This window comes from Paenibacillus typhae, from assembly GCF_900099765.1.
Lineage (GTDB): Bacteria > Bacillota > Bacilli > Paenibacillales > Paenibacillaceae > Paenibacillus_AQ > Paenibacillus_AQ typhae.
Window position 1 is genome coordinate 18,222 of the sequence record NZ_FNDX01000038.1, and the last position, 13,596, is coordinate 31,817.

The window sequence follows — 13,596 nt, forward strand, 5'->3', positions numbered from 1 at the left end:
TGTCTATATAATGCTATTTTATGACCTGAAAATCAAGGTATCCGGCCAAAGGCGCAGAGTAAAATGAGAGCATCACCAAGAGCAGCGCTGACAGGCGATGAGGTTTGCAACCGCATTCAAGAAGCTTATGCATCAGATTAGAGCTAAAGGGGGATTTATCAGAATGAATCATAAGGTATCGAAAAAGCTCGGAGCAGCACTGCTGGCAGGCTTGATGCTGGTATCGGCCGGCTGCAGCAATTCCGGGAACAACGCCGCAGACAGCACGAACGGGAACAGCGGTAATGATACGGAGCCGGTGACCTTCACGTTTTTTGGGGCGGATGCCAGTCCGAACTGGAATAACATGCAGGACGACGTGGGCAAAGAAATTACAGCGAAGACCGGTGTTACCTTGCAGGCGGAATTTGATGTGGGCGGCGGAGGCGGACAGGACCGGATTGCCATGATGGCCGCAAGCGGCGAGTACCCGGATATTATTTTCGCCAAGGGGGAGATTGGCAAGCTGGTGGATGCCGAAGCCCTGATTGATCTGACCGATCTGATCGATAAGCATGCGCCTAATATCAAAAAAGTGATGGAAGGCAACATGAACCGTATGAAATACAGTAAGGACAACGAAGCGATTTACTCGATTCCGACGAATGTCGGCGTAGGCGAACAGAAATTTGATGCGACCAATGGCTTCCAGATCCAGCACCGGGTACTCAAGGAACTGGGCTATCCGGAAGTGAGAACGGTCAAGGATTTTGAGAATGTGCTCAAGGAATATTATGCCAAGCATCCGACGACTGACGGCCAGCCGACAATCCCGATGACACTGAATGCCGACGGCTGGAAGATCATGATTACCGTGACCAACCAGGGGGATATTACGACTGGCGGGGCTAATGACGGAGAGTATTATGTGAATCCGGAGACGTATGAGACGATGCTGCACTATAAAAAACCGGAAGAGAAGGAGTATTTCCGATGGCTGAACCACATGTACAATGAGGGGCTGCTCGACAAGGACTCTTTTGTGCAAAAGGATGACCAGTACAAAGCGAAAATCTCCAGCGGCCGCGTGCTCGGTCTCAGCTCGGTGGAGTGGGAGTACCAGGATGCGGAGAATGCCCTGAAGTCTGCCGGCAAAGACGAATATACGTACGCGCATTTCCCGGTCACCCTGAGTGAGGAATATAAGGATCATGCGATGCAGGCTGTCGGCGTAGACGGCTATGGTATCAGCATTACTACCTCCTGTGAAGATCCGGTCCGTGCGATCAAGTTCATCGACTGGCTGTCCTCGGAGGAAGGCCAGGTGCTGAGAAACTGGGGCATTGAGGGCAAAACCTACAATATAGAGAACGGAAAACGGGTGATGCCTGCCGATATTCTTGATCAGAAGGTCAATGATGCGGGGAATTTCGCCAAAAATACAGGTGTCGGCTTGTATTCTATCTTTGGAGTCCGTTATGGAGACGGTGTGAAGGATTCTACGGATAATTACTATACCACCAATTTTCCGGAACAGATTCTGGCCGAATATTCGGATGCGGAGAAGGAGTCCCTGGCCGCGTATAAGGCAACCACCTGGAAGGACCTGTTCCCTACCGAAGACGAATTCCCGGTAAAAGAGTGGGGTGCACTCTACAATATGCCAGTACCGACGGACGGAGACTATCAGGTAATCTACCAGAAGACACAGGATATTGTCCACAAACGGATTCCGGAAGCCATTCTCTCCAGTTCGGCTGAATTCGATAAAATCTACGATGACTTCATTGCCGAGCTGAACAAAGCCGGGGCCGAGAAGATGGAGAAGGAATATACAGAGCTGGTTAAAGCGAGAGTATCGCTGTTTACCGGCAAGGATATTAAATAGTCTATGGTAAAAGAGGGCTCTGCCGGTTTAACGGCAGGGCCCTTGTCTGTGGGTGACTGATCCGAAGTAAAGGCTCAGCCCTTCGGGATGCTGCGGTAGCGGGAGGGCGAGAAGCCGGACATTTTTTTGAACAGTCTGGAAAAATAGTAAGGGTCGCTGATCCCGACAGCCGAGCTGACCTCCTTGATGCTGAGCTCCGTAAGGTCGAGCAGCTGGCCGGCCCTCTGGATTTTGAGCCTCAGAAAGTACTCAATCGGGGGCACCCCTGTCTCCAGATTGAACAGGTGGATCAGGTGCTGCTGGGACAGGCCGACATGCCGGGCAAGCTCCGTTAGCCGGATGGATTCTTCCATGTGCTGGTTCATGTATTTTATCGCCTGCTCCAGATAATGCTCCCGCTTCTTCTCCTGCGCCGACTTGCTGGTGTTAAGCCCGATGCCGGACAGCAGCTGCCGGGTGGTCTGGGCAACATGAACATGCGAGGTCAGCGAATACGTCCGTTCGGCCAGCAGCTCATAGGCAGGCTGGAACCACTCGGTGAATCTTGCAATTCCGCTGGGGGAAAGGGCAAGCGGCCCGGCAGACAGGCCGAACAGGCTGACCAGCCCGGCGGCATGGTCTCCTTTGAAGTGGAACCAGTAGATGCTCCAGGGATTCCCGGCTCCGGCCCCGTAGCGGTGGGGGGTATCCGGCGGAATAATAACCAGTTCACCTTCCCGCACAGTCATGCGTTCCCCGGACCTGAGCTCAACCCATCCCTCGCCCGATTCGCAAAAAATAAAGATATGCGCCGGCACTCCTTCAGGGCGTTCCCGGAAATGGTATTCCGCATTTGGAAAATAGCCGATATCCGTTACAAAGAGCTCGGAAGTCAGCGCTTCCTGCTCCAGCTCCTTCATCCAATAATCTGGGAGAACATACAGCTTCTCCTCTGTGAAGCCTTCACGCTTTTGCATCATGCGGCCGGCCATTTGTGGGCCTCCTTATTTTTCTTGAAATATAATTATTTGTATGTTTCACGTTATAAATGATCCTTATATTTCTCGCAGAAACGGATACCGTCCTGTTTAGGACGGCGTAGCCGTTTCTACTTGCCGGATATGAATATAATCCATCACTTCCCGCATTTCGTCAATTGGAACCTCCGCTGCCGGAAGCTAAAGTAGAACTATAAAAGCAAGGGAGGCTAAAGCAGACATGAATCAAACCATAAATGCTCACACACCCGGAGAAGGTCCGGCAGCGGCTGAACAGGTGGAGGTATGGGAAACAGAGGTGCTCATTCCTACCTATGAGGCGGGAAAGGCAGATCCGAATCCGATGTTCCTGGAGAAACGGGTGTATCAGGGAAGCACCGGCCGTGTCTATCCTCATCCCGTAATTGAGTCCATCTCGGATGTGAAGGCCGATAAAAACTACAAGCTGGTTATTCTCGAAAATGAATATGTGCGGATCGAGATTATGCCGGAAATCGGCGGACGGATTTACCGTGCACTCGATAAAACCAACAACTATGATTTCGTCTATTACAACCGGGTGATCAAGCCTGCTCTGGTGGGTCTGGCCGGACCGTGGATTTCCGGAGGCATTGAGTTCAACTGGCCGCAGCATCACCGTCCTAATACTTTCGGTCCGGTAGAATACCGCTTCGGGCAATCGGAGGATGGAAGCGCCTCCGTCTGGGTAAGTGAAATTGACCGGATGTACGGCACCAAGGTGACTGCGGAGTTCAAGCTGTATCCCGGCAAAGCCTACCTGGAGATTAACGCCCAGCTGTATAACCGGACTCCTGAGCCGCAGACCTTCCTGTGGTGGGCCAACCCGGCGGTGGCGGTCAACGACCATACACAGTCTGTATTCCCTCCGGACGTTACCGCCGTGTTCGACCATGGCAAACGGGACGTATCCCGCTTCCCGATTGCTACCGGAACGTATTATAAACAGGACTATTCCGAAGGCGTCGATATTTCCCGCTACAAGAACATTCCTGTACCTACCTCATATATGGCCTACAAATCGGATTATAATTTCGTCGGCGGCTATGACCACGGTGTCCAGGCCGGCCTGCTGCATGTAGCGAATCATCATATCTCGCCCGGCAAAAAGCAGTGGACCTGGGGCAACGGTGAGTTCGGCCAGGCCTGGGACCGCCAGCTCACCGATGAGGACGGCCCGTATATTGAGCTTATGACCGGTGTGTATACAGATAACCAGCCTGACTTCACCTGGCTGCAGCCTTACGAGGAGAAGACCTTCACGCAGTATTTCATGCCTTACAAAAATATCGGCGTTGTTAAAAATGCTTCGATCGAAGCAGCGGTTAATCTTGAGGTGGATGCCGCATCCGGCCAGGCTGTGGTTCAGGCGTATGCTACCTCGCTGCTGGAGCAGGCCAAGATTGTGCTGAAGGGAGCAAACCGGACGTATATTGAGCGGTCGGTACAGCTGTCCCCGAAGGACGAGGATGCTTTTAAGGAGAGTGTAACGCTGGAGGCAGGTGAGCAGGAGCATGATCTGAAGCTGACGGTCAGAGCTGCTGACGGCAGACTGCTGATTGCTTATCAGCCGAAGCGCCCTGACATTGAGCAGATCCCGGATGCCGCCAAGCCGCTTGCTGAGCCCCATGAGCTGCGCTCCACCGAAGAGCTGTATTTGGCTGGACTGCATCTGGAGCAATACCGGCACGCCACCTTTGAGCCGGAGGATTATTACCTGGAAGGCTTAAAGCGCGATAGAGGCGATATCCGCCTTAATGTAGCTTACGGAACACTGCTGCTGCGCCGTGGTTTGTACAGTGAGAGTGAAGCGTATTTCCGTACAGCGATTGAACGGCTGACCTGGAGAAATCCGAACCCATACGACAGTGAAGCTTATTACCAGCTGGGAGTGGCCCTGCGCGGCCAGAACCGTCTGGATGAAGCATACACTGCCTTCCACAAGGCCGTCTGGTCGGCTGCCTGGCAGGATGCCGGCTACTTCTCGCTTGCCCAGATCGCAAGCTGCAAGGGTGAATATGCTGAAGCTCTTGATCTGGCTGAGCGCTCACTGGTCCGCAATTCACGCAACTACAAGGCCCGTAATCTGAAAGCGGCTATGCTGCGCAAGCTTGGACGGTATAAGCAGGCACTTGCTTTTGCACAGGAAACAACAGGACTCGATGTTGCTGACTTCGGCGCCTATAATGAGCAGGCGCTGGCACTTGCCGCACTTGGTGATGCAGCCGCTGCTGAAGACGCTTTGGCAGGACTGAAGCTGCTGATGCGCGATGACGCACATAACTATCTGAATCTGATTGCCGATTACATGGGCTGCGGTATGCTGGAGGAAGCTATAGCAGTCGGCTTGCGAATGGTTCCAGCTGAAGGAACGGTGTATCCGATGGTGCATTATGCTCTGGGTGAGCTGTATGCACTTGCCGGCCGCTCTGATCTGGCTGAGGCACAGCGCCGTGCCGGACAGTCTGCAGACCCGACCTACTGCTTCCCTAATACACTGTTCGAGCTGGAACTGCTGGAAAGCGCCGTCCGGGCCAATCCGGAAGATGACAAGGCCCACTATTACCTCGGCAACTTCTATTATGATAAAAAACGTCCGGAAGAAGCGATTGCCGGCTGGGAGCGTTCGAGTGAGCTGCGCGGGGACTTTGCAACCGTACACCGCAATCTCGGTCTTGCTTATTATAATAAACAGGGCGATCCGCAGGCAGCCATGGAATCGCTGGAGCGGGCCTATGCCTGCTCGCCGGAGGATGTGCGGATTCTGTTCGAGCTGGATCAGCTGCGCAAGAAGCTGGCCGTACCTGCGCAGGAGCGGCTGGATATTCTTGAAGCTAAGCGCAATCAGGTAGAGCAGCGGGATGATCTCTTTGTAGAATATGTTACGCTGCTGAACAATCTGGAGCGCTACGATGAGGCTCTGGAAGCGCTGGGCTCCCGTAATTTTCACCCTTGGGAAGGCGGAGAAGGCAAGGTAACCGGACAATATACATTTGCCCATACCGAGCTTGGCAAGCAATTACTCAAGGAAGGCCGCCGGGAGGAAGCGCTGGCCCACCTCCGGCAGGCACTGGTTTATCCGCAGAATTTAGGCGAAGGCAAGCTTGAAGGGGCGCAGGAAAATAATATCTACTATTATATAGGGCTGGCTTCTGAAGGTCTGCAGAAGCAGCAGGAGGCTAAGGAGAGCTACATGACCGCTTCACAGGGGCTGGAGGAGCCGGCAAGCGCGATGTTCTATAACGACCAGCCGCCGGAAATGATTTTCTATCAGGGACTGGCCTGGCGTAAGCTTGGCAATGAGAAGGAAGCGAAGCGGCGGTTCAACAAGCTGATCGATTACGCGGAGAAGCATCTTTTTGACGAGATCAAAATCGACTACTTTGCGGTATCCCTGCCGGACTTCCTGGTGTTTGAGGATGACCTGAACCGCCGCAACGTAATTCACTGCCGGTATATGCGAGGACTGGGACTGCTTGGACTGGGCCGGACCGCAGAAGCGGCGGCAGAGCTTGATACGGCATTGGAAATGGAGCCTAACCATCAGGGGGCCATTATCCACCGCCGGTTGTGCGGGCAAGCAGCGGAGTAATCCGGCCGGTTTGAAGCAACAGATCTCATATGAAGGGTTGCGGTACCTTTGATTAACAGCGGGCGATACACAGCAAAACTGGATACGGGCTGGACGTTCCAGCCTGATCCTCAGAACCAGGGTGAACAGGAGGGCTGGCAGACTAAAGGCCTGCCGTCACCTTCGGCAGTTATAGTTCCCCATACCTGGAATGTGCAGCAAGGCCTCGAAGAATACCGCGGGGCAGGCTGGTATGAACAGCTGCTGGAGGCTCCGGAGGAATGGACAGGCCGCCGGGTCCGGCTTTTCTTCGAGGGAGCCTACCGGGATACGGATATCTGGGTTAACGGCGCATTGGCCGGGAGCCATTATAATTCCGGCTATACGCCGTTTGAGGCGGATATTACACCGTATATGCTTGCCGGAGGTAACAACAGGCTGGTAATCAGAGTAGATAACCGGAACAGTGATACGGCTCTGCCCGTGAGCAACAGCTTTGACTGGGCGGATGACGGCGGGCTGATCCGGCCGGTCATGCTGGTAGTTACGGGCAATGCGGCCGTAGGACAGCTGCGGGTAGAGCCTAAGGTCAGCTTCAACAGTGATGGCAAGCATACAGGCAGTACGGTAGCCGCTGAAATGAAGCTGTGTGAGCCGCTGGCTACTTCCGTTCATGCGGCGATTAGGGTGTACCGCAAAGAAGCTATAGTCTGGCAGGGGACTGAGGAGATTGCGGCCGGGGCCTTGACCTGGAGCTTTGCTGAGATTGGGCTGGAACAAACAGACTTATGGCATTTTGACCATCCGCATCTGTATGAGCTTGAGGTTGTGCTGACTGCTGGCGGCGAGATTCAGGACCGGGTAGTCCGCTCTTTTGGCTTCCGCGAGATTGTGGCGGAGGGTCATCAGCTGCTGCTTAACCGGGAACCGGTGCGGCTGATGGGTGTAGAGTGGATGCCAGGCTCGCACCCGGATGTCGGGATGGCAGAGCGGCTTGAAGACCTTACGGCGATGCTCGTCAGACTTAAAGAAGCCAACTGTATTATCACCCGCTTCCACTGGCAGCAGGGCAACGAGCTGCTGGACTGGTGTGACCGCAACGGCCTCCTGGTTCAGGAGGAGATTCCGCACTGGCAGCAGCCGGCTGAACCGGGGAAAGGCACCTTGCTGCTTGCTCTGAGCCAAGCCAAGGAAATGATCGCAAGCCACTCGCATCACCCGTGTATCTTCGCCTGGGGTATGGGCAACGAGCTGGACGGTCAATCTGCGGTAACTAACCAGTATATGGAGCAGCTTAAGCAGGAATTTCTGCAGCTTGATTCAACCCGGTTAGTGAACTATGTAAGCAATACGCTGCAGCTTCAGCCGGCATCCGATGCTACGGGGGCAGGGGATATGCTGATGTGGAACGACTATATCGGCACCTGGCATGGTGATCTGGATGAAGATGAGGTTATCCGTCAGATTATCGCGGATCATCCCGACAAGCCGCTTGTTGTTGCGGAATATGGACTTTGCGAACCGGCCTTTGAGGGCGGGGATACCAGAAGAACAAGTATTTTGCGGGAAAAAACAGCGATTTACCGGCGCTATCCGGCGTTTGCGGCGCTGATCTATTTCAGCCTGAACGATTACCGCACACAGATGGGTGAGGAAGGCGAGGGGCGGCTGCGGCAAAGAGTCCATGGTTCTGTGGATCTGTACAACCGGGTGAAGCCATCCTTTGCCGCCTTGCGTGAAGAATCTTCACCGCTGATGGTTGCCGATGAGCCGGTATGGAAGGACGGCGGGCTCGAGCTGACGCTGGAGTGCCGCAATGATATTCCGAGCTATACGGTGAGAGGCTACAGCTTGTCGGTAGCTTTAGCAGGCGGTGAGGTGATCTCGCAGCAGCTTCCTGATCTGGAGCCTGGAGAGGTACAGACGGTGCGCGTGGAGCTTCCGGACGGTGTTGGCCGTGCAAGCGAAACGGACGAAGGTTCTATCCGCGCAGCAGGGTTGTCCATACTCCGGCCTACCGGGTTTAGTGTGCTGGAGCTGCAGATGTAGCCAACGTTAAGTCAATATAACCCAAAAATCCGGGATGCCCTGCTTCAATGCAGGCTTCCCGGATTTTTGTTATGCAGAGCATTTTAATAAAAGGAACGGTTCTGCCGGATGCGGGCGGAGGTGCTGAGCAGTACATTTCTCAGCTCGCCGTAATCCTTCTTCTCCAGCGCCTCCAGTATACTTCCGTTCAGCGGTGTTGCGCTGAAATGCGGTTCAAGCGGGGTCATGCGGAAATTCATGATTGCAATCAGCTGAATCTTGCTCTGAACGGTTTCCAGGGATTGCAGCATGCTTTTGCTGCGCACGCTGGAGATGAGACAATAGCCGAAATCCATAGCCGCCTGTATATACGTTATATAATCTCCGTTCTGTGTAGCCTCAAGCTGCTGTTCATAATGCCCGCGCAGCTGTGCAAGCTCCCTGAAGCCTTCCTGTTCAATGATAGTGCTGGCATATAGCTGCATGGCCAGCATAATTTCAGCCAATTCCGCCGATTCCTGATAGGATACCTCTTTTACCAGCACGCCTCTTTTTTTGAGTGACTGTACAATTCCAGCCGATTCCAGCCGTGAGATTGCGATCCGCACCGGGGTTCTGCTCATGCCCAGCTGCAGTGCCAAATCATTCTCTGACAGCATGGTTCCCGGCATAATTTCTCCATGAATGATCTGATTCCGCAGATAGGCATAGGCGGTATCAATTAAGCTTCCGGACTCTTTCATTCAGTAATCGCTGCCTTTCCTTAGGTCATGTGGTTAGTATAGAACGAAATGGAAGAAGCCGTAAAGTTAAGTTTGTGTAAACGAGGGCCAACAGGAATGAAGGATAAGCTTAACAGAAATAAGCCCGGAAGCTAATACAGAGTTAACAAAATACATGTAGTATTCTAGTTGTATTCAAATAGAAAACACAATAAACTGGAGGTATTAAAAACCGTGAAAAGAATGCTAAGCCTGCTCCTGCTTATAGTAGCTACAGTATCCGTATTATCCGCATGCAGCTCTGCCCAGGCAGGGGCGATGGAGAAATTCGTCATTGCCTACTTGCCCAGTGAATCCAATGACAGTGCAGCCAAGCTGAATAAGGATTTTGAAGATAAGCTGTCGGAGGCAATCGGGCTTCCAGTTGAATCTTATAAAGCAACAAGCTATAACGCAGCGATTGAAGCGATCAAAAATGGTAAAGCTGACATGGCCACATTTGGCCCCTTCTCTTACATTGTGGCGGTTGACCGGGCCAAGGTTGAGCCCATTGTCGGTGTCAGTCTGCCATCTCTTGCTGAAGCCCCGGCATCTGTGATTATCGTTCCTAAAGACTCCGACATCCAGAGCATTGCCGACCTGAAAGGTAAAACCATCGGCTTCGTCGATCCGGTATCGACCACCGGCCATCTGTTCCCGAAATCGATGATAGTGGACGAGCTTGGCATTGATCCGGAAGAGCTGGAAACGAATTTCTTCAGTAACATCCAGTTTGCGGGCAAGCATGATACAGCCGTTCTCGGCGTAGTCAAAGGCCAATATGATGCGGCAGGCGTATCCGGCATGTACCCGGCCATGCTGGCTGCCAAAGGACTGATCGAGGAAGACTCTTACCGTGTAATCGCCAGCTCCGGCCCTCTGAATGCAACACCGGTCGGTATCCGTTCTACCATGCCTGAAGAGACCAAAGAGAAGCTGAAGTCGTTCCTGCTCGGATACGATAATGAGGAATATTTTGAGAACCTGTTCGGCATGCCTGATGCCAAGTTCATTGAAGTGAAGGACAGTGATTTTGACAACATCCGTGACATTGCCAAGAAGCTGAATCTGAGCACCGAAGATTTGCTTAAATAAGACAGAAGAGAGGCCAGAAGGATATGTACAATGAAACGGCATCTCCGGTATTCCGGCGGCAAAAGAAAGCAAAACGGGCCATTTCGCTTGCCTTGCTGGCAGCCGCAGTCGTTTTCTCGGTCTGGTACGTAAAGTTTGATCCGGTGGAGTTCCTTAGCGGCATCCCCATTTTCATTACCTTTATTTTTGCTGATTTCCTGCCGCCCAACCTGACGAATCTTAAAAGCTATACCGGTCCGGTGCTGGACACGCTTGTTTTTGCAGTAGTGGGCACCTTTATCTCCTCTGCGCTGGGGCTGGTGACAGCATTTCTGATGGCCCGTAATACGTCGCCTCACCCGGCGGTGCGGATCATCCTTCGTGGTATTGTATCTTTTGTACGCAATGTGCCGTTTCTCGTCTGGGCTTCGCTCCTGGTCGTGATCTTCGGAGTGGGTACAATGCCCGGACTGTTCGCCTTGCTCGTATTCGGAACCTGCTTCTTGGCGAGAGTATACGCGGAATCCATTGAGGAGCTTGACAAAGATGCGACGGAAGCGCTTGAAGCAAGCGGGGCAAGCCACGTCCAGATTATCAAACATGCCATTATTCCGCAGTTTATGCCGGCCTATTTCTCATGGACGCTGTTCATGTTCGAGATTAATATCCGCTCATCGGCTATTCTCGGGCTTGTCGGTGCAGGCGGAATCGGCAGCAATCTGAAGCAGTCCATGGATTTGTTCCAGTACGGCAGAGCTTCCATGATTATTGTCATCCTGATTGTGCTGATTCTGGCGGTCGAATTTCTAACTCAGAAGATAAGGGAGCGTATTCTATAATGCAGCAGGAAACTTCTTTTCAGGCGTACCCTTCCTCTAAGCTGGAGAAGACCGGAAAGCCTTCGGGCAAAAAAATCAGAGTCGGGCACCGCAAAACGCAGCTTCAGAACCGGCTGTTCTTTGCAGCGGCGGCTGTGCTGTTCCTTGTGTGTGTCAGCTTCCTGGATTTGAGCTGGGAGCAGTTCACTAACGGCTTGTCCAGCATTCCCAATATTGCCTCCAAGGTGATGACGATTTCCTTTGATGCCTTGCCGGATCTGACGGACGGGATGCTGACCTCCATCATTATTGCCTTTCTTACGGTGGTAATCAGTGTAGTCCTGTCCATACTGCTGGCCTTCCTGATTGCGGAGAATATTACTCCGGTAAAATGGGCAGGGCGCGTACTGCGCTATATCCTCCTGGTCATCCGTACCGTGCCGACAACCATCTGGGTATTGCTCGCGGTGGCGAGTATGGGCTTCGGCTCGATGGCAGGGGTGCTGGGCCTTATTTTCCCGACATCCTCCTATTTAATCAAATCCTTCGCTGCCCAGATTGAAGAATCGGGGGACGAGACGATTGAGGCGATGAGAGCTGTCGGGGCGTCCTGGCTGCAGATTGTATTCAAAGGGCTTCTGCCGGGACTGCTGCTGCCTTTCCTAGCCATTGTCTCTTTCCGATTCGAGATGGAAGTGGCGGAGACCGTCATGCTCGGGATGGTTGGAGCCGGAGGGATCGGTGTCCTCCTGCAGGATTACATTTCCTATTATGAGTTCGCTGATCTGGCACTTGGAATCATCATTGTGTTTGTGACTATCTTTGCCGTAGAACTGATATCCAATCGCGTCCGCAGCCGGCTGGCCAGACGATAATCCGGGAGGTACATGATGACAACGATTTTGAAGGTAGAAGGCTTGGTCAAAGCCTATACTGGCGGAACACTAGCACTGAAAGGCATTGATTTGACGGTGGAGGAAGGCGAATTCATTGCCGTCATCGGGCCAAGCGGAGCGGGGAAATCGACGCTTCTGCGCAGCATTAACCGGCTGATTGAGCCGACGGAAGGCACAGTTGCTTTTCTCGGAGAAGTAATGAACAGTAACAGCAAGCGCAGTCTCCGCCGCTGGAGAGCACAGATTGGGATGATCTTTCAGCACTATAATCTGGTGAACCGGTCCAGTGTGCTGGAGAACGTGCTTCACGGGCGTCTCGGGTATATGTCACCTCTTGCGGGTGTACTCGGCAGATACAGTGAAGAAGACAAACAGGCAGCAGTCGATTTACTGACCAAGGTTGGGCTGGGCAATGAGGTTTTCAAGCGGGCGGATGAGCTGTCCGGCGGCCAGATGCAGCGTGTGGGGATCAGCCGGGCGATCATGCAGCAGCCTAAGCTGATCCTGGCCGATGAGCCGATCGCTTCTCTGGACCCGAAATCCTCCTCCGTTGTAATGGATACCATTTACGAAAATTGCCGTTCGCGCGGAATCGCCTGTCTGGTCAACCTTCATCAGGTGGAAGTGGCGAAGAAGTATGCTACCCGGATTGTCGGCATTAAGGGCGGAGCGAAGGTGTTTGACGGATCTCCTGAGGAGCTTACCGAAGAGATGATTTATGATATTTATCAAGGCAAAGAGCATGAGATGCATGCACAGGCGTCAGGCGAGTAGCGCGATTGTGTTACAAGACTAACTAACTATTAATCATTTAAAATTTCATACAAAGGACGGTCCAAAATCATGACCACTACTACAAATTACACGGTACGGCTGCTTCAATTGGACGGAGCCTATAATGTAAGGGATATCGGGGGATATGGAACGACTGACGGCGGGGTTGTACAAACCGGCAGATTATTCCGCGCCGACGGGCTGCATAGGCTGACTGAGCGGGATCAGCAGTCTCTGCTTGGCAGAGGAGTCCGGACGATTATTGACTTACGGCACGGCGATGAGCTGCTGCAGAAAAGAAATGTGTTTGCAGACTCCGCTGATGTGGCCTATCACAATGTAAGTCTGATTAATCCGGCAACTACCATGGCTGCCGATATCCGTTCGTTGGGCGATATGTACAAAAATATGCTGGATCAGTGCGGACCGCAGCTGAGCCGGGTGTTTGAACTGATTTCGCAGGCAGAGGCCGAAGGCGTCCTGTTCCACTGCGCTGCCGGCAAAGACCGGACCGGTGTGGTTGCCGGGCTGCTGCTGGATCTGGCAGGGGTGCCTGTTCCTAGCATTGTGGCGGATTATGCAGAGACAGAAACCAATCTGCTTCCTTTAATGGAAGAGTTCCGGGCAGAAATGCCTGAAATGATGCAGGGAGGGGCTTATGATGCCTTCCTTGGAAGCGCACCGGAGAACATGGAGCTGATGCTGGATCATTTGCACAGAGTGTATGGAGGGGCGGAGTCGTATTTGTTATCGGTTGGCCTTAGTAAACTTCAGATCGACAGCTTGAAAAAGAAGCTGCTGGAAGCCTAACC

Annotated in this window: 10 protein-coding genes; 8 read left to right on the forward strand and 2 right to left on the reverse strand. The window is 52.9% G+C overall.

Annotation, left to right across the window (positions count from 1 at the left end; translation table 11 throughout):
- Positions 1 to 163 precede the first annotated feature (163 nt).
- A complete protein-coding gene (locus BLR64_RS22835) occupies positions 164 to 1,867 on the forward strand; it encodes an ABC transporter substrate-binding protein (protein ID WP_090717934.1) in 1,704 nt (567 codons plus the stop codon).
- Positions 1,868 to 1,941: 74 nt separating this feature from the next.
- Here the strand turns inward: BLR64_RS22835 and BLR64_RS22840 are convergent, their stop codons facing one another.
- The gene (locus BLR64_RS22840) at positions 1,942 to 2,838 is read right to left on the reverse strand and encodes an AraC family transcriptional regulator (RefSeq protein WP_090717936.1); all 897 of its coding nucleotides are present in this window, start codon (positions 2,836 to 2,838) and stop codon (positions 1,942 to 1,944) included.
- Between the two features lie 226 nt (positions 2,839 to 3,064).
- On the opposite strand from BLR64_RS22840, the gene BLR64_RS22845 reads away from it, so the two are divergent.
- Together BLR64_RS22845 and BLR64_RS22850 are read left to right on the forward strand one after the other, a co-directional pair.
- Positions 3,065 to 6,454, forward strand: coding sequence for a DUF5107 domain-containing protein (locus BLR64_RS22845; RefSeq protein ID WP_090717939.1), 3,390 nt, complete (start codon positions 3,065 to 3,067; stop codon positions 6,452 to 6,454).
- Positions 6,455 to 6,502: 48 nt separating this feature from the next.
- Positions 6,503 to 8,482 (forward strand): glycoside hydrolase family 2 protein, encoded by a 1,980-nt coding sequence (locus BLR64_RS22850; RefSeq protein WP_090717941.1) that lies wholly within the window; start codon positions 6,503 to 6,505, stop codon positions 8,480 to 8,482.
- A gap of 83 nt (positions 8,483 to 8,565) precedes the next feature.
- On the opposite strand, the gene BLR64_RS22855 is transcribed toward BLR64_RS22850, so the two are convergent.
- The gene (locus BLR64_RS22855; protein WP_090717944.1) at positions 8,566 to 9,204 is read right to left on the reverse strand and encodes a GntR family transcriptional regulator; all 639 of its coding nucleotides are present in this window, start codon (positions 9,202 to 9,204) and stop codon (positions 8,566 to 8,568) included.
- 222 nt (positions 9,205 to 9,426) lie between these two features.
- On the opposite strand from BLR64_RS22855, the gene BLR64_RS22860 reads away from it, so the two are divergent.
- The 5 genes from BLR64_RS22860 (at position 9,427) to BLR64_RS22880 (ending at position 13,594) form a co-directional block, all read left to right on the forward strand.
- Entirely contained in the window at positions 9,427 to 10,317 is an 891-nt protein-coding gene (locus tag BLR64_RS22860) for a phosphate/phosphite/phosphonate ABC transporter substrate-binding protein (protein ID WP_090717995.1), read from the forward strand.
- 23 nt (positions 10,318 to 10,340) lie between these two features.
- Positions 10,341 to 11,135 carry a phosphonate ABC transporter, permease protein PhnE gene (gene phnE, locus BLR64_RS22865; RefSeq protein ID WP_090717946.1) on the forward strand — a complete coding sequence of 265 codons (795 nt, stop codon included), beginning with the start codon at positions 10,341 to 10,343 and terminating at the stop codon, positions 11,133 to 11,135.
- A complete protein-coding gene (locus BLR64_RS22870) occupies positions 11,135 to 11,989 on the forward strand; it encodes a PhnE/PtxC family ABC transporter permease (protein ID WP_090717949.1) in 855 nt (284 codons plus the stop codon). Before phnE ends, BLR64_RS22870 begins: the two co-directional genes overlap by 1 nt.
- A gap of 15 nt (positions 11,990 to 12,004) precedes the next feature.
- Complete coding sequence (phnC, locus tag BLR64_RS22875) at positions 12,005 to 12,784, forward strand: phosphonate ABC transporter ATP-binding protein (protein WP_090717952.1); 780 nt, start codon at positions 12,005 to 12,007, stop codon at positions 12,782 to 12,784.
- A gap of 69 nt (positions 12,785 to 12,853) precedes the next feature.
- Positions 12,854 to 13,594, forward strand: coding sequence for a tyrosine-protein phosphatase (locus BLR64_RS22880; RefSeq protein ID WP_090717954.1), 741 nt, complete (start codon positions 12,854 to 12,856; stop codon positions 13,592 to 13,594).
- Positions 13,595 to 13,596: the final 2 nt, after the last annotated feature.

What these genes read in the sequence shown, in the direction of transcription:
- BLR64_RS22880 (WP_090717954.1), top strand. Translation starts at nt 12,854, where the DNA reads ATGACCACTACTACAAATTACACGGTACGGCTGCTTCAATTGGACGGA.
- BLR64_RS22840 (WP_090717936.1), bottom strand. Translation starts at nt 2,838, where the DNA reads ATGGCCGGCCGCATGATGCAAAAGCGTGAAGGCTTCACAGAGGAGAAG.
- BLR64_RS22860 (WP_090717995.1), top strand. Translation starts at nt 9,427, where the DNA reads ATGCTAAGCCTGCTCCTGCTTATAGTAGCTACAGTATCCGTATTATCC.
- BLR64_RS22835 (WP_090717934.1), top strand. Translation starts at nt 164, where the DNA reads ATGAATCATAAGGTATCGAAAAAGCTCGGAGCAGCACTGCTGGCAGGC.
- BLR64_RS22845 (WP_090717939.1), top strand. Translation starts at nt 3,065, where the DNA reads ATGAATCAAACCATAAATGCTCACACACCCGGAGAAGGTCCGGCAGCG.
- phnC (WP_090717952.1), top strand. Translation starts at nt 12,005, where the DNA reads ATGACAACGATTTTGAAGGTAGAAGGCTTGGTCAAAGCCTATACTGGC.
- BLR64_RS22855 (WP_090717944.1), bottom strand. Translation starts at nt 9,204, where the DNA reads ATGAAAGAGTCCGGAAGCTTAATTGATACCGCCTATGCCTATCTGCGG.
- phnE (WP_090717946.1), top strand. Translation starts at nt 10,341, where the DNA reads ATGTACAATGAAACGGCATCTCCGGTATTCCGGCGGCAAAAGAAAGCA.
- BLR64_RS22870 (WP_090717949.1), top strand. Translation starts at nt 11,135, where the DNA reads ATGCAGCAGGAAACTTCTTTTCAGGCGTACCCTTCCTCTAAGCTGGAG.